Here is an 18,130-nt window from a genome sequence, read left to right as displayed (position 1 = left end):
TCTCAGACCAGCTACAGATCGTCGCCTTGGTAGGCCTTTACCCCACCAACTAGCTAATCTGCCATCGGCCGCCCCTATAGCGCGAGGTCCGAAGATCCCCCGCTTTCCTCCGTAGATCGTATGCGGTATTAATCCGGCTTTCGCCGGGCTATCCCCCACTACAGGACACGTTCCGATGTATTACTCACCCGTTCGCCACTCGCCACCAGGGTTGCCCCCGTGCTGCCGTTCGACTTGCATGTGTAAGGCATGCCGCCAGCGTTCAATCTGAGCCAGGATCAAACTCTTCAGTTCAAACCTGTTACTGTTTTTCGGTTCCGTTAGAAACCGGTCGCTCACTCAACGTACTGACGATGATTGTTCATCCTAAGATGAAAAACCTTCCTCTTAATACTTCGTGTGAGACTCTTGATTACTTTTGCTATTGCCCCAGTCCGAAGACCGAAGCCGCACTCGCTATCAAGCGCCCACACTTATCGGCTGTTAGTTTTTAAAGAACATTTCCGCTAAGACCGTCTTGCTTCGTCTTGCGTCGCTGCATCAGCAGCAGAGAAACGAGATTATGAACATCGTTTCGAAGTCTGTCAACAAGTTTTTGAACCGCTTTACTTGCTGACTGCGCTTGAGAGAATGTTTTACCGCCCATCTCCAGCACCCCTCCGAACCGCTTACTCCCGCTTCCTTCGCGTTCAGTGAATCGCGAAGGAACGGAATTCTAGTTAGCCCGAACGCAATATGCAAGGGCTGTCCCGTGAAAATTTGCAGAGCGCTACGGCACGTTGCTTGTCCTCGGCGATCGCGTGGGGCGCGCCGCTTCGTCGCTTATGTCCCTCGACGACGAACGCTCCGGTAAAACAAGCGTCCAAGCGACTACAATAAAAGGTTCACTGCTCCAATTAACTCGTATCGATATGCGCACGCGAACCGCTAAACGTATTCCCCCAGACGCGGACAAGCTCGTCAGTCTCTCCCTCGCGCTGTTCGCCTCTGGCAGCCGCGTCGAGGATCGATTCTGGGAAAGCCGCCTCGACACACTCGTCGCCAAACTTGTGCGCAATGGCAACCAGACGACGCTCGATGCCGCGCTTGATCACCTTCAGCAGAATCATCCCGACGCCTACGGCGCCCTGGCCGATATGGCCGAAACTCACAGCGAGTCGTTCCGCATCGACATCGATGGCGCTCCGCACGAAGCGCTGTTGATCGCGGCGCCCGTGCTAGCCTGGACGCGCTACGCGATCCCGTCGGGGGCACTCAAAAGCGATACCGTCGACGCCCTTCGTACGCAATTGCAAGCGCATGTCCTTGCTTCGGACGCGCGCGTCGCCGTCGCGCCTTATCTGTATAGCATCGACCAGTTGCCGCGCCATCACGTGGACACCGCGCGTCTCGCGCAACAGTTGATGCAGACCGCGCTTGGCGGCGCCACGGCCCGCCTGAACTTGTCGGACTTGCCTGAAACTTCACCGATTCTCGCCGACCCGCGCTTCTTGCTCGCACTGGCTGTCGTTCCGGCGGACGCCGCGTTCTTCCGCTGGCAACAAGAAGAGAACGGCGTGCGGATCGAGCGTAGTCAGTGTCTTGAACAATGGGCAACGCAAGGCGGTGCGAGCTTCGCGACGATTCTGCCCGGCTGCGAATTCGAATGCCTGCTGCCGGATGCCTACTATTCAGCGTGCCGTGATGCCGACGAGCAAGTTCGTCCCCATACCGTTCGCACCGCCGTCCGCTATCTTTTCGATACGCTCGGCACCGCGCCGCAGGAATTGCGAGCGGTTATCGCCGGCTTCGGGGAGCGGCGCATCGACGAATACCGCATCGGCTTCACGCGCCGCGGCAGCAACGACGTGATCTACGGCGTCGTCTGGCCGCTATATGGCCGTGAAAACGCGGACGCCGATATGGAAGACGAAGGCGACCTGGAGGGGGAAGACGGTCCCATCGAAGAGATCGTCGAACTGTTGAGGAAAGCCGGCGTCTCGGATGTTCGTCGCCATGCCGGCCGCTTCGAGCCGGAATTCTGCGACGACTGCGGCGTTCCGCTGTATGCCGATCCCCTCGGCGAGATCGTCCACGCGGAAATGCCCGAAGACGCCGAGCCCGCGCAACCTCATTTTCACTGACCCGATTCAGCCATCTCGCCGTCCAGCCAAGCCCCGCCTCGCGCGGGGCTTTGTCCATTTTGCTTATGCCTTTCGGATAGGGGGCGGAACGACCGGAAGTTTGTCAATATGACGTCGACACCGACAGATTGGCCGGTGTTGAGACCCGTCGCGAATGGCGGCGGACGTATTGGAACGAGGTCAAGCATGAAAATTATCATCATGGGTTCGGACGCGGAGCGCCGTGCGGGCCTGAAAACATTGCTGCGCCGTATCGCGCGTCAAGCACAGTTCACCGAAGCGAAAGACTGGCGGCAAGCTGCTTCCGCGCTGAAGCGCACCGAGGCCAGCATGATCGTCATCGACTGGGCGGAGACTTTGCGCATGAGCGATCTGGAGACATTGCTCGATAACGCGCCGGGCGTACCCGCCGCCACGATGGTGGATCGCTGCGGAGCTGCGCAGGTGTACATGCTGATGGGGGCCGGCGCGATGGGCGTCATTCCGCGCACCCTCGAACCCGTTTTGATCCTCCGCGCGCTCGAGATGGTGCTGATCGGCGGCCACTACGTCCCACCTGATGTCATCGACCTCGAGCCGCTGCGGGACCTTCCCCTGCGCCGCTTTCAGAACAACGCCGCACTTCCGCGCCCCACACGGATTCACTCGACCTTGTCGCCGCGCCAGCATCAGATCATGCGATGCGTCCATATGGGAAGCACGAACAAAATGATTGCGAAGACGCTCGGCATCAGTGAAGGCACGGTCAAGATTCACCTTGCGAGCATCTTCCAGCAACTCGGCGCGACGAATCGCGCGGCTGCCGTCGCCATCTATAACGGCGTGCAGAACTCGCACCTCGAAGTCCTGCGCAGCGAGGCGCAGCGCTCGATACGCCCGAAGCCCGGCGAATCCAACGTGATCCCGCTGCGTCATCGGCATATCCAGTATTCGCCGCTAACGGACGATGCAGCCGCGCCACTGCCGATGGCGGCCGAGCCCGAGGCTTCGTTTTAGCAACAATGGCGAAAAGTGGGTTCGTGGATTGCGCACACGTTTCACACGCAACGAGTAATATGCAAGGCATGGGGTTCTTCTACACACCGCTACCGCTTTGGCTGACCCTCGGCAGCTGGATTGTCGCCGCGGGGCTGCTCGCACTCATACTGGTGCAGCGGCCGTTCAGCCGGCTGCAGGACGCTACGCTCCAGCACGTGTGGCTGGGTGTCATCGTGTCGGTGACGGTGCTATGGGCATGCAATGCATGGTTCGACGACGGCCCCGTCATCCATCTGCTGGGCGCAACGCTGATGGTCACGCTCTTCGACTGGCGGCTGGCGCTCATCGGCACCGCCGCCAGCACAGGACTTGCCGCAGTGGTACTCGATGCCTCGTGGCTCTCGGTTGCCACCACGTACCTGCTTTTCGGCGCGCTTCCCGTCGGGGTGTCGACGTTGCTCCAACGTCTCTCCAACGCGTGGCTGCCGCGCAATCTCTTCACGTTCATCGTCGGCCACGGATTCGTCACTTCGGCGGCGGCGGTTGCTGCTGCATGCGGCGCGACGGTGCTTCTGGAGATGGCGCTTGCCGGCGGTCACATCAACGTTCCTGCGTCATTTACGCGCGGCTCGCTGCTGCTAGGCATCGGCGAGGCGCTCTTCACCGGGCTGCTCACCATATTGATTACGGTGTATAAGCCCGCGTGGATCACTACCTACGACGTCCGTCGTTACCGGCTCGACCGCGGCCCTCGCGTCTGAACGCGCCGGGTTTTTTACCTGCCCGGCAACGTCATCTCGGACTTCAGGCGGTCCGAAGCGCGCACAAAGTACGATAAGATTGAACTCCTTCCCCACACGAGGCATCTTACTTGCCCGTGTCTTCTTAGCGCCAAATTGATGGAAAGTAACTACGCACCGCGCCGGCTCATGCGGCTCGTCGGCCGGTTCGCGGTATGCGCATGGCTTGCCTGCGCGGTATCCGCCTTTGCCGATACGCTCGACGAGCGCAATGAACTGATTCACCACTTCGTCACCGATTACAACGCCAATCCGCTGGCTGCCGATTGCGCCGCGCACGGCAACTTCATCGCCAGCACATCGGCGGCGTTCGATCACGTCGACTTTCCCCCCTCTTCTTTCGATCCCTCGCATTCCACCATCGAGCCCTGGAACGATTCCTTCGATGAGAAAAAACAGCGCATCAAAGTCGACAACGTCGTGACCGTCGAGGGACAAGGCATGTCGAAGAGCGGCGAGCACGATTCCACGCCGCTGAAGTTCCGCTGCGGCTACGTCGGCAGTCAGATGCTCGCGTTCGGCTGGAACGACCCCGTGCCGCCCCTGCGCGCGCGCACCGAAGCGCCCGCGCGAAGCACGGCACGCGGCGGGAAGCACGGCGCAACGGCCAAGCACGGCGCGAAGAGCAAGCCGGCGGCATCGGCAGGCAAGGCGAAGACCACGAGCAAGGCGTCCACGAAGTCGACGAAGGCATCGTCGGGCAGCACGAAGAAGACTTCGAAGAAGCACTGAGCTTCGCGAAGGCACATAGGCAAAGGGCGTGGCCTTCGGAAGATGGCCACGCCCTTTGTTTTTATCGCGCTTCAGCGATGCCCGATCAACTCACGCGACGCCGTCGGCAAATGCCTGCAGGTGCCAAAGAATCGCCTGAAGCATCGATGCTCCCAGCGCCGCACTCCGCTCCCCATTCCAGCCGACGCGCTCGTCCGGCAGGTTCGCGTTGTCCTTGAACGGCATCTCCAGCGTGAGCGACACGCACTTGTACTCATTGCCGATGTACTTCGACGCGAGCTTCAACGCATCCGACTGATACTTGCCCGACTCATAGCCGTGGACATCCTGAAAGTCCGGGCTCGCCTGCTTGAAGAAATCGACGAATGCTTTCTGCTCCCTCGCCTGCTGCGCGGTGAAGCCCGGCAGCATCTCGGAGCCCGCGACGAACACGTACGGAATGGCTTCGTCGCCGTGGATATCGAAGAACATGTCGCAGCCGGTCGTGCGGATCGCGTCGCGCACGAGCAGCACTTCGGGGCTGCGCTCGGCGCTGGGCTCCATCCATTCCCGATTCAGATTCGCGCCCGCCGCATTCGTGCGCAGATTGCCGAGCACGCTGCCGTCCGGGTTCATGTTCGGCACGATATGAAACACCGCGCGATCGAACAGCGCGCGCGCAACCGGATCGCCGGACCAGTCGCCCCAGCCTGCAAGGCGCTTGACGAGCCCTTCGACGAACCATTCCGCCATCGTTTCGCCGGGATGCTGACGCGCGATGATCCAGACGTGCTTCTTCGCCCGCGCGTCCGGCTCGTTGTCGAGACCGAGCGTAAGCAATGACATCGGCCGATGCTCAACCGTGCGGCCAAGCTCGGTCAGCCTCGCGTGCGGCATTTGCTGAAGCGCGCCGAGAAACTCGGCATGCCGCTCCTCGCTGTACGGCTCGAAGTAGGCGTAGTAGATGCGATCGAAGTCCGGCGTATGGTCGATGACCAGCACCGTGCCGTCATACCGCGTCGGCACACGGAACCAGTTCGCACGATCGTAGCTCGCGACCGCCTGATAGTCGCGCCAGCCATCGGGAAAGGCGCACTTCGACGCGTTCTCGAACGTCATCACGAGACGCTCGCCGCGCACGCCCGATACGCGAAAGTAGAACCACTGCGCAAAGTCGGCGCGGTTATCCGGACGAACGCGCAGACGAATGTCCGCCGGATTGCCGGCGTCGATGACTTCGATTGCGCCCGCGTCGAAGTTGCTGGTGATGGAAATGCTCATGTGGATATCCCTTGTTCTGCGTCGCGATGCATGAATGCCACTGGCGGTCACTCCGCGATGCGGCGGCGAAAAACGTAAGTCGTATCGTTCGATGCTTTCGCGTCGAACCGGTAGCCTTCGCTGTCGAAGCCCTTCAGCGCCTCCGGCTCGTCGATGCGATTCTGCACCGCATAACGCGCCATCAACCCGCGCGCGCGCTTCGCATGAAAGCTGATGATCTTGTACCGCCCGCCCTTCCAGTCCTCGAACACCGGCGAGACCACCGGCACATCCAGCAGCTTCGGCCTCACCGACTTGAAATACTCTCCCGACGCGCAATTCACCAGCACGCGCGCGCCGCGCTGCCGTTTGAACTGCTCGTTGAGCGCCGCCGTGATGCGCTCGCCCCAGAATGCATACAGGTCCTTGCCGCGTGCGTTCGGAAACTTCGTGCCCATTTCCAGCCGATACGGCTGCAGCAGATCCAGCGGCCGCAACAGCCCATACAGCCCCGACAGCACGCGCACGTGGCTCTGCGCGAAATCGAGATCGGCGGAGGTGAGCGTCCTGGCCGCGAAGCCTTCGTACACGTCGCCGTTGAACGCGAGCACCGCCTGCTTCGAGTTCTGCGCGTCGAAGGTCTTCGACCATTCGGCGTAGCGCTGGAAGTTCAGCGTCGCGAGCTGATCGGAAATGCCCATCATGCCGCCGATCTGCTGCGGCGAAAGTTGCCGCAAGCCCTGTATGAGTTCGGCGGCGTCATCGACGAAATCCGGCAGCGTGTGTTTCCTGATATGGGCGGGCGTCTCGTAGTCGAGCGATTTGGCAGGCGAGAGAACGATTATCATGGAGGCTCGCCGGCACCCCGCCGACGATCATAGGCATAAACCCCCGATTGTATCGAATGGATAATTCCGCCGCGTCACCCGCCAGAGCGCGCGTCGTGCTCGATTCGAACGTGTGGATCGACATCCTCGTGTTCGACGATCCCGCCACCCGGCCGATCCGCGCCGCGCTCGAAGCCCGCACGCTCGACGCGCTGATCGATGCCCGCTGTCTCGCCGAACTGACGCACGTGCTCGACTATCCGCAGTTCGTGCGCATCGGCATCGACAAGGCAGCGGCACTCGATACGCTCGCGCGTCTGTCGACACTGATCGCACCGGAAGCGCCGGCGGACGAGCGGCCTTTGCCGAAGTGCCGCGACCGCGACGATCAGAAGTTTCTAGAACTCGCGCATGCATCGAACGCGGACTGGCTCGTTTCGAAGGACCGCGCGGTGTTGAAGCTCGCGCGCCGCGTCGCGCGCGATTTCGCGTTCCGTATCGCCGAGCCGAAGCCGTTCGTCGCGGCATTCGAAGCGGGAGTCGTCGCCGAACCTGCCTGAAAGCGTGCGCGAGAATCGCACAGCCCACGTCCAACAATCACCATGAACGCCATGCACTCCATGCCTGAAGCGTCACCCGAGCTGTCCTTTCCGTCGCGTCTGCCGAATGTCGGCACGACCATCTTCACCGTGATGAGCGCGCTCGCCGCACAAAAAGGCGCAGTGAATCTCGGTCAGGGCTTTCCTGATTTCGATTGCGATCCGCGCATCGTCGATGCTGTCGCCTCCGCCATGCGCGACGGCCACAACCAGTATCCGCCGATGGCCGGCGCCGCGCCGCTGCGTCAGGCCATCGCGCGCAAGATCGAGGCGCTTTATGGCCGCGCCTACGACGCCGACCGCGAGATCACCGTCACCGCGGGCGCGACGCAAGCGCTGCTCACCGCCGTGCTGTGCTGCGTGCATCCGGGCGATGAAGTCGTCGTGATCGAGCCGATGTACGACAGCTACGTGCCCGCGATCGAGCTGGCGGGCGGCAAGCCCGTGTTCGTATCGCTCGAAGCGCCGGACTACGCGCTCCCCTTCGACAAGATCGCCGCCGCGATCACGCCGAAGACGCGGCTCCTGATGATCAACACGCCGCACAATCCGACCGGCCGCGTCTGGCGCGAAGCGGACATGCGCAAGCTCGAAGACATCGTGCGCGGCACCAACGTGCTGATCGTCTCCGATGAAGTCTACGAGCACATGGTCTACGACGGCGCGCCGCACGAAAGCGTCTCGCGCTATCCCGAACTCGCGAAGCGCAGCTTCGTCGTGTCGAGCTTCGGCAAGACGTTTCACGTGACGGGCTGGAAGCTCGGCTATGTCGCCGCGCCCGCCGCGCTCACCGCCGAATTGCGCAAGGTGCATCAGTTCAATGTGTTCACGGTGAACACGCCGATGCAGGTCGGCCTCGCGCACTATCTCGAAGACCCGAAGCCGTATCTAGAACTGCCCGCGTTCTATCAGAGAAAGCGCGACTTCTTCCGCGCGGGCCTCGCGAACACGCGCTTTTCGCTGCTGCCTTGCGACGGCACGTACTTCCAGTGTGTCGATTATTCGGCGATCAGCGACATGTCCGAAGCCGACTTTTCGCAATGGCTCACGAGCGAGATCGGCGTCGCGGCCATTCCCGTGTCGGCGTTCTATCACGAGCCTCACGAATCCGGCGTCGTGCGTTTCTGCTTCGCGAAGAAGGAAGAAACGCTGGCGCTCGCGCTGGAGCGGCTGAGCAAGCTCTAGACGTCGATTCCGCTGCCGGACATTCAGATCAGACGAAGCACATCGAGGAGACGAAACGCATCATGAGTCCGCAGGAATACAAGATCGACACGCTGGGCATCGTCGGCAGCGGCGCGATGGGACGCGGCATCGCCCAGATCGCCGCGCTCGCCGGGCTGACCGTGCGTCTCTACGATTCGAACCCGGCCGCGCTCGACGCCGCGCGCGCGTATCTGTCGGAGACCTTCGGCAAGCTCGCCGCCAAAGGCAAGATCAAGGAGGCCGACGCGCACGCCGCGTTCGCCCTCGTCCACGATGCGCAAGACCTGAGCGAGCTTGCCGATTGCGGCGCGGTCGTCGAGGCGATCGTCGAGAAACTGGACATCAAGCGCGAACTTTTTCGCGAACTCGAAGCCGTGGTCGGCGCGTCCTGCATTCTGGCGTCGAATACGTCGTCGCTGTCGATCACCGCGATCGCCGCGGGCTGCTCGAAGCCGGAACGCGTCGCGGGCTTCCACTTCTTCAACCCGGTGCCGCTGATGCGCGTCGTCGAAGTCATCGACGGACTGCGCGGCGATCCCCGCGCCGGCGATGCGCTGATGCAGCTCGCGCGCCGCATCGGTCACACGCCGGTGCGCGCGAAGGACATGCCGGGGTTCATCGTCAACCACGCGGGACGCGGCATGAACACCGAAGGTCTGCGCGTGGCGAGCGAAGGCGTCGCGAGCTTCGCGGATATCGACCGCATCATGCGCGAGCAGGCGGGCTTCAGGCTCGGGCCGTTCGAACTGCTCGACCTGACCGCGCTGGACGTCTCGCACCCGGTGATGGAATCCATCTATCACCAGTTCTACGAAGAGCCGCGCTTCACGCCGTCGCCGATTACCGGCACGCGGCTCGCGGGCGGGCTGATCGGACGCAAGGCGGGCGAAGGCTTCTATCGTTATGTCGATGGCAAGCAGCAAGCGCCCGAAGAAGCGCCCGCGCCGACGCAACTGCCGGCGCGCGTGTGGATCAGCCGGGCATCGCACGCGGCGCGCGAGCAAGTGCTGAAGGTGATTGCCAAACATGACGCCGGCATTCACATCGATTGCGGCGTCACACCCGCGCCGGAATCGCTGATCGTCGTCACGCCGCTCGGCTTCGATGCGACGACGACCGCCGTCGCCGAGCATCTCGACGCCACGCGCGTCGTCGCCGTCGACACGCTCTTTCCGCTCGATACCGTCGCGCGACGCACGGTCATGACGACGCCCGCGACCACGCCCGCGATGCGCGACGCCGCCCACGCGCTCTTCTCCGCCGATGGCGTGCCCGTCACCATGATTCGCGATTCGACCGGCTTCGTCGCCCAACGCATCGTGGCGACGATCGTCAACATCGGCTGCGATATCGCGCAGCAAGGCATCGCGACGCCGGAGGATATCGATCTCGCCGTGACGCTCGGGCTTGGCTATCCGCGCGGGCCGCTCGCGCTCGGCGACTCGCTCGGCGCGACGACCATCCTCACGATCCTGCGCAACATGCAAAGCGTGCTCGGCGATCCGCGTTACCGCCCTTCGCCGTGGCTCACGCGCCGCGCGCAGCTCGGACTTTCGCTCACCCACGACGAGGAGCGCCGATGAGCGCCGAACTTCTGACACACCGCCCGGCAGGCAGCGACACCACGCTCGTGCTGAAGCTGTCGAATCCCGGCGCGCGCAACGCGCTGCATCCGGACATGTACGCGGCGGGCATCGAAGCGCTGTCGACCGCCGAGCGCGATAGCTCCGTGCGCGCCATCGTGCTCACCGGCGCGGACAACTTTTTCTGCGCGGGCGGCAATCTGAATCGCCTGCTGGAAAATCGCGCGAAGGAGCCATCGGTGCAGGCCGAGAGCATCGACTTGCTCGCGGAATGGATCAGCGCGCTGCGGGCATCGACGAAACCGGTGATCGCGGCTGTCGAAGGCGCGGCGGCCGGCGCCGGCTTTTCGCTTGCGCTCGCGTGCGATCTGATCGTCGCCGCCGACGACGCGCGCTTCGTCATGTCGTACGCACGCGTCGGCCTTACGCCGGATGGCGGCGCTTCGTGGTTCCTCTCCCGCGCGCTGCCACGCACGCTCGCGAGCGAAGTGCTGCTCGAAGCGAAGCCGATCGGCGCGGTGCGGCTTTACGAGGTGGGCGTCGTCAACCGGCTGACGAAGAAAGGCATTGCGCTGGATGCGGCGATCGCCTGGGCCGACGATCTCGGCAGCGTGTCGCCGAAGGCGCTCGCGCGCATCAAGTCGCTGATCAACGCAGCGGACGTGCAGCCGCTCGCCGCGCATCTCGATCTCGAACGCGACTGCTTCGTCGATGCTCTCCATCACGGCGATGCGCTCGAAGGCATCACCGCGTTCCTCGAAAAGCGCCAGCCCAACTACCGTTAAGTCATGGCTCACTACGAACTGCCGAAACGGCGGCGCATCTTTCTGATGCGTCACGGCGACGTCACTTATTTCGACGACACCGGCCGCGCGATCGATCCCGAAAGCGTGCCGCTCAACGAACGCGGCCGCGAGGAAGCGAGCGCGGCCGGGCGCGAGTTCGCGGCGCAGAAGATCCGCTTCGATCGCGTGATCGCGAGCGGCCTGCCGCGCACGGTGGAGACGGCGCAACGCGCGCTCGCGGAAACGGGGCAAGCGGCGGAAATCGAAATCTGGCCGGAATGGCAAGAGATACGCGGTGGCCGGCTCGCGAATCTGTCGACGAGCGACATCGAGCGTGCGTTCCTCTCGGTGTTCGACGGCGTCGTGCCCGAAGACACGCAGTTTCTCGGCGGCGAGACGATCGGCGAACTGCTCGACCGCGCGTTGCCCGCGATGGCCCGGCTGCGCGCGGACACGGCGTGGGACACGGTGCTGCTCGTGCTGCACGGTGGCGTCAACCGCGCGCTGCTCTCGCATGCGATCACGGCGGGCGGACGCGCGTTCTATGGGCATCTGTCGCAAGCGACGGGCTGCATCAACGCGCTCGATGTCGGCGACAAAAGCGGCGACTGGGTCGTCCACGCGATCAACCATTCGCCGCCCTCGCCGCTGCACGCCGGCGTCCGCAATACGACGATGGAACTGCTTTACGCCCAATTCGTGCGATTCAAGGCGAGCGGCATGAACTGACGACGCTTCGCCCACAAAACCGGAGGAGACAATGCCCGACAACGACACAGACAAGCACTCCGATTTTTCAGCATTCGAAGGCACGCGCCCCGTTCACGAACGGCAGCGCTTCGATACCGGCGCGCTCGCCGCGTGGCTCGCATCGCACGTCGATGGCTTCGCGGCGCCGCTCGACATCGAGCAATTTGCAGGCGGCCAGTCGAACCCGACCTTCAAGCTCGTTACACCGTCGCGCAGCTTCGTGATGCGTGCGAAGCCCGGCCCCGCCGCGAAGCTGCTGCCGTCGGCGCACGCGATCGAGCGCGAGTACCGCGTGATGGACGCGCTCGCCGGCACCGACGTGCCCGTCGCGCGCATGCTGGCGCTTTGCGAAGACGAGAGCGTGATCGGCCGCGCGTTCTATGTGATGGAGTTCGTCGACGGCCGCGTGCTGTGGGACCCGTCGCTGCCCGGCATGACGCAGGCCGAACGCGCCGCGATCTACGACGAAACCAATCGCGTGATCGCCGCCCTTCATACGGTCGATGCCGAGGCCGCCGGTCTCGCGAGCTATGGCAAGCCGGGCAATTACTTCGAGCGGCAAATCGGGCGCTGGAGCAAGCAGTACGTGGCATCGCAGACGGAGGACATCGATGCGATGAACCGGCTGATCGACTGGCTGCCTCGACACCTTCCCCCTCAGTCGGAACGCAAAGCGAGCGTCGTGCATGGCGACTTCCGGCTCGACAATCTCATCTTTCATCGCGACGAGCCGCGCGTGCTCGCCGTGCTCGACTGGGAACTCTCGACGCTCGGCGATCCGCTCGCCGACTTCGCGTATCACTGCATGGCGTGGCATGTCGATCCGTCGCAGTTTCGCGGTATCGCCGGACTGGACTGGGCATCGCTCGGGATTCCGGACGAAGCCGCATATGTCGCGCGCTATCGCGAGCGCACGGGCTTCACGATCGAAGGCGACTGGGCCTTCTACTTGGCGTACAACATGTTCCGCATCGCAGCGATTCTGCAAGGCATCATGAAGCGCGTCGCCGATGGCACCGCCGCGAGCGCGCAGGCCGTCGACGCGGGACGCCGCGCCCGCCCGATGGCCGAACTCGCGTGGCGATACGCGCAGAAAGTCGGACGATGAACACAACGGGGACACGACCGCATGAACTTCGATTACACGCCGAAAGTCGACGCGCTGCGCGAGAAGCTGCTTGGTTTCTTCGATGCGCACATCTACCCGAACGAACGCGCGTTCTTCGATCAAATCGCAGCGAATCGCGCGGCGGGCAATGCATGGGTGCCGACGCGGCTCGTCGAAAGCCTCAAGGAAAAAGCCCGCAGCGAAGGACTGTGGAATCTCTTTCTGCCCGCGTCGGAACGTGGCGCGGGCCTGACGAACCTCGAATACGCGCCGCTTTGCGAGATCATGGGCCGCGTGCCGTGGGCGCCGGAAGTGTTCAATTGCAGCGCGCCCGATACCGGCAACATGGAGACCATCGAGCGTTACGGCGCCGACGCCCAGAAGGCGCAATGGCTCGAACCGCTGCTGCGCGGCAAGATCCGCTCGGCCTTTCTGATGACGGAGCCGGAAGTGGCGTCATCGGATGCGACGAATATCCGGTGCAGCATCGTGCGCGACGGCGACAGCTATGTCATCGACGGTCACAAGTGGTGGTCGTCCGGTGCGGGCGATCCGCGCTGCAAGCTGTTCATCGTGATGGGCAAGACGAATCCCGACGCACCGAAGCACGCGCAACAGTCGATGATCCTCGTCCCGGCGGATGCGGACGGCATCACGATCCATCGCCCGCTGAACGTCTTTGGATACGACGACGCGCCGCACGGCCACATGGACATCACGCTCGATCGCGTGCGCGTGCCCGCTTCGAACATGCTGCTCGGCGAGGGACGCGGCTTCGAGATCGCGCAGGGACGGCTCGGGCCGGGGCGCATTCATCACTGCATGCGGCTGATCGGGCTCGCGGAACGCGCGCTCGAACTGATGACTAAGCGCACGCTTTCACGCGTCGCGTTCGGCAAGCCGATTGCGGAGCATGGCGTGACGCAGGAACGGATCGCAGAGGCGCGAATCATGATCGAGCAGGCGCGGCTTCTCACGCTGAAGGCCGCGTACATGATGGACACCGTCGGCAACAAGGGCGCACGCGGCGAAATCGCGATGATCAAGGTCGTCGCGCCGAACGTCGCGTGTCAGGTGATCGACTGGGCGATACAGGCGCACGGCGCCGGCGGCGTCTGCGATGACTTTCCGCTCGCGTATGCCTATGCGTCGGCGCGGACCTTGCGCCTGGCGGACGGACCCGACGAGGTTCATCGCAATGCGATCGCCCGGCTCGAGTTGGCGAAATACATCGCGCGCGAGTAGCGACCTTGCGCGCGACGGCGGCCTTCAAAACTGCGATGCCGGCTCGCGCAATCCAAACAACGCGGCCGAATCGACCGTCAGGACGAGTTCGCCGTCCTGGTTATGCGCTTCCCAGCGCGTCGACACGATGCCGCGATCCGGCTTGCTCTTCGACACGCGCTTGTCGAGCACGCGCACCGTGAGGCGCACCGAATCGCCCACGCGCACGGGCTTCAGCCAACGAATGTTGTCGAGGCCCGGCGATCCCATCGATGTCGAATCGGCGAGCATGTCGCGCACCAGAATGCCCATCATCGCCGAGCAGGTGTTCCAGCCGCTCGCGACGAGCCCGCCGAAATGCGACGCCCTGCCCGCTTCATCGGAGAGATGGAACGGCTGCGGATCGTAACGGCCGGCGAAGTCGACGATCTCCTCGCGCGTGAAAGTATGGGCGCTGAGCGTCACGGCCGCGCCGACTTCGAAGTCTTCAAAGCTGTAGGTCATGCAAAGGTCCTCGTGAACGTCAAACGTTGGTGATGTCGGTAATGGAAAACGCGGGCGACGATGCAAAGCGCGCGAGATGATGATCCACGTCGCCGAGCGTCGTCTCGATGATCGACAAGCGCTTGAACCAGTGCGCGACTGGCAACTCGTTCGTCATGCCCATGCCGCCGTGCAACTGCACCGCCTGCTGGCCGACGAAGCGCGCAGCCTGTCCGATACGCGCCTTCGCCGCCGATATCGCCTGCGCGCGCGTCGCGGCGTCGTCGTGCCGGCAGCGCGCGGCGGCGAGATAGGTGATCGAGCGCGCCTGCTCCGTGTGAATCAGCATGTCGACCATGCGATGCTGCAACGCCTGAAATCGCGCGATCGGCCCGCCGAATTGCTGGCGCTCTTTCGTGTAGCCGACCGTCGCGAGATTGAGCGCATCGAGCGCGCCGAGCGCTTCGGCGCAGAGCAGGAATGTCGCGTAATCCGCGATCCGCTCGAGCGTGGCTGCGCCCGCGCCATCGAGGCGCATGGCGGGCGTCGCGTTGAAGACGAGGGTCGCGGCGCGCTGGCCGTCGATCGTGCGGTATTCGGTGATGCCCGCGTTGGCCGCATCGCGCGCGACGAGGAACAGCGCGATCTCGCCGTCCACGCGTGCCGGCACGATCCAGTAATCCGCTTGCGCGCCGTGCTGCACGACGGACTTCACGCCGGTTATCGCGCAAGCATCGCCGCTCATGGTGGCCGTTGAGCGCAAGTCGAACACGTCATAACGCGCGTGCGGTTCGTTGAACGCGACCGTCAGGCGCACACCGCCTGTTGCCGCACGCTCCAGCAACTCACGGGCTATCGCGCTTCCCTCCGAAGCGGCGAGCCGCAACGCCTCGATTCCCGTGAGCGTCGCCCAGACCGGCTCGACGACGAGTGCGCGCCCGAGCTCCTGCATGACGACGAGCATATCGACCGGACCGCCATCGAAGCCGCCTTGCGCTTCCGGAACCGGCAACGCAAGCAGACCGAGTTCCGCGAAAGCACGCCAATGCTTGTCATCGACGCCGGACGCGGATGCAACGATTTTCTGCCGCACATCGAAGGTGTATTCGTTGTCGAGATAGCGGCGCAGCGCATCGCGAAACTGCTGCTGTTCATCGCTGAAATCGAAGTCCACGGGCGGCTCCTCAAAGTCCCAGAATCATCTGCGCGATGATGTTCTTCTGAATCTCGTTCGATCCGCCGTAGATCGATGTCTTGCGGAAATTGAAGTAGTAAGCCGCGAGCGGCGCGGCGTCATCGTCATCGGTGATGCTTGTTTCCCGCTCGCCTTCGAGGAACGCCGGATCGAAGGCGGCGGCCTGCGGGCCGATGGCTTCGAACATCAACTCGGTCAACGTCTGCTGCACTTCCGTGCCCTTGATCTTGAGCATCGAGGCTTCCGGACCGAGGCCCTTCCCGCCCGTCTCGCTCCCGACGACACGCAGCACCGTCACCTCCAGCGCCATCAATTCGATTTCGAGCGCCGCGACCTTCCCCGCAAACAAGGGATCGAGGAGCAGCGGCTTGCCCTCTTTGTTCCGATCGAGCGCGAGGCGCTTGAGAAACGCCAGCTCCCGCTTCGATTGCCCGACGCGCGCGATGCCCGTGCGCTCGTGGCCAAGCAGATACTTCGCGTACGTCCAGCCGTGATTCTCTTCACCGACGAGATTGGCGACCGGCACCTTCACGTCCTCGAAGAAGACTTCATTGACCTCGTGATCTTCGTCGAGCGTGATGATCGGGCGCAAGGTGATGCCCGGCGTTTTCATATCGACGAGCAGGAATGAAATGCCCTCCTGCTTTTTCGCGCTGCTGTCGGTGCGCACGAGGCAGAACATCATGTCGGCGTGCTGGCCGAGCGTCGTCCAGGTCTTTTGTCCGTTGATGACGTAGTGATCGCCTTGCCGCTCGGCGCGGGTGCGCAGCGACGCGAGGTCGGACCCTGCGCCAGGTTCCGAATAGCCCTGGCACCACCAGTCGTCGCCATTGAGGATGCGGGGAAGGTAACGAGACTTTTGCGCGTCGCTGCCGAATTTCATCAGCACGGGCGCGACCATCGACACACCGAACGGCAGCACGATCGGCGCGCCGGCGCGGGCGCATTCCTCGTCCCAGATGTGGCGCTGCGTGGCGTCCCAGCCGGGGCCGCCGTGTTCCCTCGGCCACGCGACCGCCGACCAGCCGCGTGCGGCCAGCAGCTTATGCCAGCTGGCGTAGTCATCGCGGTTCAGGCGTTTGTGTCCGAGAACTTTTTCGCGCAGCGCGCGCGGCAGACTGGCGTCGAGCCAGGCGCGGACGTCGGCCCGAAAGGCGTTGTCCGCAGGGGAATAGTCGAGATCCATGCGCGGTGTCTCCTTATCGTGCCGAAGCCTTCGGAGACGCCGCGCTCGCGCTCTACTGCAGCGGCTCCTTCAACGCTGCCGGTACCGGCAGCGGCATCACTTCGATTCCTTCTTCGAGCAAGGCATGCGCGTCTTCCGGCGTCGTGACGCCGCGAATATTGCGCGCGGGCGCTTCGTTGTAATGGATGCGCCGCGCCTCTTCCGCAAAACGCTCGCCCACGTTTTCGGTCTTCGCGACCAGCTCGCGCATGAACTTCAGCGCGCGGGCCTGAAGCGCCGCGGCGTCCGAGGCGGCAACCGGCGGTTGCGCCGATGCGGGCGCATCTCCGCGCGCCGACGTCAAATTCAGCCGCGGTGCGGACGGCATGCGGCTGACGTCCGTCGCCGAGCAAACGGGACAGGCGACCAGCTTGCGCGCCAATTGCGACTCGAACTCGTCGGCCGAAGCGAACCAGCCTTCAAAGCGATGTTCGTGCGCGCACTTTAAATCGAGGACCTTCATGCTGATGGGGCTTCGTGAAGTTTAATCTCGGAACTGCTGTTTGTGAACGGTCGTTCGTGACGGAGCGCGATGATGCGTCCGGCTCTTAGATTCTAGCTGTTCAACCGGTGCGACGCTTGGCCGTTCGAGTGCATACAAACGACAAAAGCGGCCACGTGGGCCGCTTTCGAATCCGCTGACGCTTTGGCTCAAGCCTTGACCGGATCGCCCGCCTGCCACTCGCCGGAGCGTAGCTTTTCGAGCCAGAACGCGCCGATGATCGTCTTTACATCGCTGATGGTTCCGTCCTTGACCCACGTCATCAACTGAGCGTGATCTGCGATGAACGTTTCGAGGAATTCACCCTCGTCGAGCTTCGCGTCGCCGGCGGTCAGGCCGCTTGCGAGATACAGATCGATGAATTCCGTCGAATACGAAATCACCGGATGAATGCGCGTCAGAAACGTCCATTCACGCGCGCTATAGCCCGTCTCTTCTTGCAACTCGCGCTTGGCGCACGTGAGTTCGTCCTCGTTCGGATCGAGCTTGCCCGCCGGGAACTCCAGCAGCACCTGGCCGACGGGATAACGAAACTGGCGTTCGAGCAGCACGCGACCATCGTCGAACACGGGGAGGATCATCACCGCGCCCGGATGCTCGACAAACTCGCGCGTCGCATGCTTGCCATCGGGCAAAGCCACGGTGTCGCGCTTGAGCGTCAGGAATTTGCCTTCGTGCAACGTGACGCTTTCGACCTTTTTTTCGATAAGGCCATCGTCGCTACCGGGAGTGGACGTGTGATCTGCCATGCTGAACCCTAGCTTGGATGCA

The 18,130-nt window shown here is 63.3% G+C and carries 18 protein-coding genes and 1 rRNA gene; 11 read left to right on the top strand and 8 right to left on the bottom strand.

Features of this window, described 5'->3' with window-relative positions; genetic code table 11:
- A 16S ribosomal RNA gene (locus AB6804_RS13310) occupies positions 1-294 on the bottom strand; the annotation flags it as partial.
- Between the two features lie 617 nt (positions 295-911).
- On the opposite strand from AB6804_RS13310, the gene AB6804_RS13305 reads away from it, so the two are divergent.
- From AB6804_RS13305 to AB6804_RS13290, 4 genes are all read left to right on the top strand, one after another.
- A complete protein-coding gene (locus AB6804_RS13305; protein ID WP_370886816.1) occupies positions 912-2,123 on the top strand; it encodes a DUF2863 family protein in 1,212 nt (403 codons plus the stop codon).
- Between the two features lie 186 nt (positions 2,124-2,309).
- Entirely contained in the window at positions 2,310-3,119 is an 810-nt protein-coding gene (locus AB6804_RS13300) for a LuxR C-terminal-related transcriptional regulator (RefSeq protein WP_370886815.1), read from the top strand.
- A 68-nt stretch (positions 3,120-3,187) separates the two neighbouring features.
- Positions 3,188-3,862 (top strand): energy-coupling factor ABC transporter permease, encoded by a 675-nt coding sequence (locus AB6804_RS13295; RefSeq protein WP_370886831.1) that lies wholly within the window; start codon positions 3,188-3,190, stop codon positions 3,860-3,862.
- Between the two features lie 138 nt (positions 3,863-4,000).
- On the top strand, positions 4,001-4,633 hold the full coding sequence (locus tag AB6804_RS13290; RefSeq protein WP_370886814.1) for a BspC domain-containing protein: 633 nt from the start codon (positions 4,001-4,003) through the stop codon (positions 4,631-4,633).
- Positions 4,634-4,723: 90 nt separating this feature from the next.
- Here AB6804_RS13290 and AB6804_RS13285 read toward each other — a convergent pair whose 3' ends face one another.
- Both AB6804_RS13285 and yaaA read right to left on the bottom strand, forming a co-directional pair.
- Positions 4,724-5,893, bottom strand: coding sequence for a M14-type cytosolic carboxypeptidase (locus AB6804_RS13285; protein WP_370886813.1), 1,170 nt, complete (start codon positions 5,891-5,893; stop codon positions 4,724-4,726).
- A gap of 47 nt (positions 5,894-5,940) precedes the next feature.
- Complete coding sequence (gene yaaA, locus AB6804_RS13280; protein ID WP_244794533.1) at positions 5,941-6,720, bottom strand: peroxide stress protein YaaA; 780 nt, start codon at positions 6,718-6,720, stop codon at positions 5,941-5,943.
- A gap of 56 nt (positions 6,721-6,776) precedes the next feature.
- Here yaaA and AB6804_RS13275 point away from each other — a divergent pair, with 56 nt between their 5' ends.
- The 7 genes from AB6804_RS13275 to AB6804_RS13245 all read left to right on the top strand — a co-directional run bounded on the left by AB6804_RS13275 (position 6,777) and on the right by AB6804_RS13245 (position 13,975).
- Positions 6,777-7,259 carry a putative toxin-antitoxin system toxin component, PIN family gene (locus AB6804_RS13275; RefSeq protein ID WP_035959359.1) on the top strand — a complete coding sequence of 161 codons (483 nt, stop codon included), beginning with the start codon at positions 6,777-6,779 and terminating at the stop codon, positions 7,257-7,259.
- A 42-nt stretch (positions 7,260-7,301) separates the two neighbouring features.
- Positions 7,302-8,483, top strand: a complete 1,182-nt coding sequence (locus AB6804_RS13270) for a pyridoxal phosphate-dependent aminotransferase (RefSeq protein ID WP_370886812.1) — start codon at positions 7,302-7,304, stop codon at positions 8,481-8,483.
- Between the two features lie 62 nt (positions 8,484-8,545).
- Positions 8,546-10,087: a 3-hydroxyacyl-CoA dehydrogenase gene (locus AB6804_RS13265; RefSeq protein ID WP_370886811.1), complete on the top strand. Its 1,542-nt coding sequence runs from the start codon at positions 8,546-8,548 to the stop codon at positions 10,085-10,087.
- Positions 10,084-10,872: an oxepin-CoA hydrolase, alternative type gene (locus AB6804_RS13260; RefSeq protein ID WP_035959363.1), complete on the top strand. Its 789-nt coding sequence runs from the start codon at positions 10,084-10,086 to the stop codon at positions 10,870-10,872. The genes AB6804_RS13265 and AB6804_RS13260 overlap by 4 nt, the downstream gene beginning before the upstream one ends.
- Positions 10,873-10,875: 3 nt before the next feature.
- Positions 10,876-11,601 (top strand): histidine phosphatase family protein, encoded by a 726-nt coding sequence (locus AB6804_RS13255; protein WP_370886810.1) that lies wholly within the window; start codon positions 10,876-10,878, stop codon positions 11,599-11,601.
- Between the two features lie 31 nt (positions 11,602-11,632).
- Positions 11,633-12,730, top strand: a complete 1,098-nt coding sequence (locus tag AB6804_RS13250) for a phosphotransferase (RefSeq protein ID WP_370886809.1) — start codon at positions 11,633-11,635, stop codon at positions 12,728-12,730.
- A gap of 21 nt (positions 12,731-12,751) precedes the next feature.
- Positions 12,752-13,975: an acyl-CoA dehydrogenase family protein gene (locus tag AB6804_RS13245; protein ID WP_370886808.1), complete on the top strand. Its 1,224-nt coding sequence runs from the start codon at positions 12,752-12,754 to the stop codon at positions 13,973-13,975.
- A 24-nt stretch (positions 13,976-13,999) separates the two neighbouring features.
- On the opposite strand, the gene AB6804_RS13240 is transcribed toward AB6804_RS13245, so the two are convergent.
- The 5 genes from AB6804_RS13240 to AB6804_RS13220 all read right to left on the bottom strand — a co-directional run bounded on the left by AB6804_RS13240 (position 14,000) and on the right by AB6804_RS13220 (position 18,108).
- Positions 14,000-14,458, bottom strand: a complete 459-nt coding sequence (locus AB6804_RS13240) for a MaoC family dehydratase (protein WP_370886807.1) — start codon at positions 14,456-14,458, stop codon at positions 14,000-14,002.
- A 19-nt stretch (positions 14,459-14,477) separates the two neighbouring features.
- Entirely contained in the window at positions 14,478-15,611 is a 1,134-nt protein-coding gene (locus AB6804_RS13235) for an acyl-CoA dehydrogenase family protein (protein ID WP_370886806.1), read from the bottom strand.
- A 10-nt stretch (positions 15,612-15,621) separates the two neighbouring features.
- Positions 15,622-16,818, bottom strand: a complete 1,197-nt coding sequence (locus tag AB6804_RS13230) for an acyl-CoA dehydrogenase family protein (protein ID WP_370886805.1) — start codon at positions 16,816-16,818, stop codon at positions 15,622-15,624.
- A gap of 52 nt (positions 16,819-16,870) precedes the next feature.
- Positions 16,871-17,320 carry a DUF1178 family protein gene (locus AB6804_RS13225; protein ID WP_370886804.1) on the bottom strand — a complete coding sequence of 150 codons (450 nt, stop codon included), beginning with the start codon at positions 17,318-17,320 and terminating at the stop codon, positions 16,871-16,873.
- A gap of 188 nt (positions 17,321-17,508) precedes the next feature.
- Positions 17,509-18,108 (bottom strand): NUDIX domain-containing protein, encoded by a 600-nt coding sequence (locus AB6804_RS13220; RefSeq protein ID WP_370886803.1) that lies wholly within the window; start codon positions 18,106-18,108, stop codon positions 17,509-17,511.
- Between the last annotated feature and the right edge of the window lie 22 nt (positions 18,109-18,130).

Origin of the sequence: Caballeronia sp. RCC_10, assembly GCF_041360715.1 — a bacterium.
GTDB classification, from domain to species: domain Bacteria; phylum Pseudomonadota; class Gammaproteobacteria; order Burkholderiales; family Burkholderiaceae; genus Caballeronia; species Caballeronia grimmiae.
Note: the sequence above shows the minus strand (reverse complement) of the source record. Positions and strands in the feature narration are given on the sequence as shown.

Bases quoted from the DNA above. Each gene is read 5' to 3' on its own strand.
- AB6804_RS13305 (WP_370886816.1), top strand. From the start codon at position 912: ATGCGCACGCGAACCGCTAAACGTATTCCCCCAGACGCGGACAAGCTC.
- AB6804_RS13300 (WP_370886815.1), top strand. From the start codon at position 2,310: ATGAAAATTATCATCATGGGTTCGGACGCGGAGCGCCGTGCGGGCCTG.
- AB6804_RS13295 (WP_370886831.1), top strand. From the start codon at position 3,188: ATGGGGTTCTTCTACACACCGCTACCGCTTTGGCTGACCCTCGGCAGC.
- AB6804_RS13290 (WP_370886814.1), top strand. From the start codon at position 4,001: ATGGAAAGTAACTACGCACCGCGCCGGCTCATGCGGCTCGTCGGCCGG.
- AB6804_RS13285 (WP_370886813.1), bottom strand. From the start codon at position 5,893: ATGAGCATTTCCATCACCAGCAACTTCGACGCGGGCGCAATCGAAGTC.
- yaaA (WP_244794533.1), bottom strand. From the start codon at position 6,720: ATGATAATCGTTCTCTCGCCTGCCAAATCGCTCGACTACGAGACGCCC.
- AB6804_RS13275 (WP_035959359.1), top strand. From the start codon at position 6,777: ATGGATAATTCCGCCGCGTCACCCGCCAGAGCGCGCGTCGTGCTCGAT.
- AB6804_RS13270 (WP_370886812.1), top strand. From the start codon at position 7,302: ATGAACGCCATGCACTCCATGCCTGAAGCGTCACCCGAGCTGTCCTTT.
- AB6804_RS13265 (WP_370886811.1), top strand. From the start codon at position 8,546: ATGAGTCCGCAGGAATACAAGATCGACACGCTGGGCATCGTCGGCAGC.
- AB6804_RS13260 (WP_035959363.1), top strand. From the start codon at position 10,084: ATGAGCGCCGAACTTCTGACACACCGCCCGGCAGGCAGCGACACCACG.
- AB6804_RS13255 (WP_370886810.1), top strand. From the start codon at position 10,876: ATGGCTCACTACGAACTGCCGAAACGGCGGCGCATCTTTCTGATGCGT.
- AB6804_RS13250 (WP_370886809.1), top strand. From the start codon at position 11,633: ATGCCCGACAACGACACAGACAAGCACTCCGATTTTTCAGCATTCGAA.
- AB6804_RS13245 (WP_370886808.1), top strand. From the start codon at position 12,752: ATGAACTTCGATTACACGCCGAAAGTCGACGCGCTGCGCGAGAAGCTG.
- AB6804_RS13240 (WP_370886807.1), bottom strand. From the start codon at position 14,458: ATGACCTACAGCTTTGAAGACTTCGAAGTCGGCGCGGCCGTGACGCTC.
- AB6804_RS13230 (WP_370886805.1), bottom strand. From the start codon at position 16,818: ATGGATCTCGACTATTCCCCTGCGGACAACGCCTTTCGGGCCGACGTC.
- AB6804_RS13225 (WP_370886804.1), bottom strand. From the start codon at position 17,320: ATGAAGGTCCTCGATTTAAAGTGCGCGCACGAACATCGCTTTGAAGGC.
- AB6804_RS13220 (WP_370886803.1), bottom strand. From the start codon at position 18,108: ATGGCAGATCACACGTCCACTCCCGGTAGCGACGATGGCCTTATCGAA.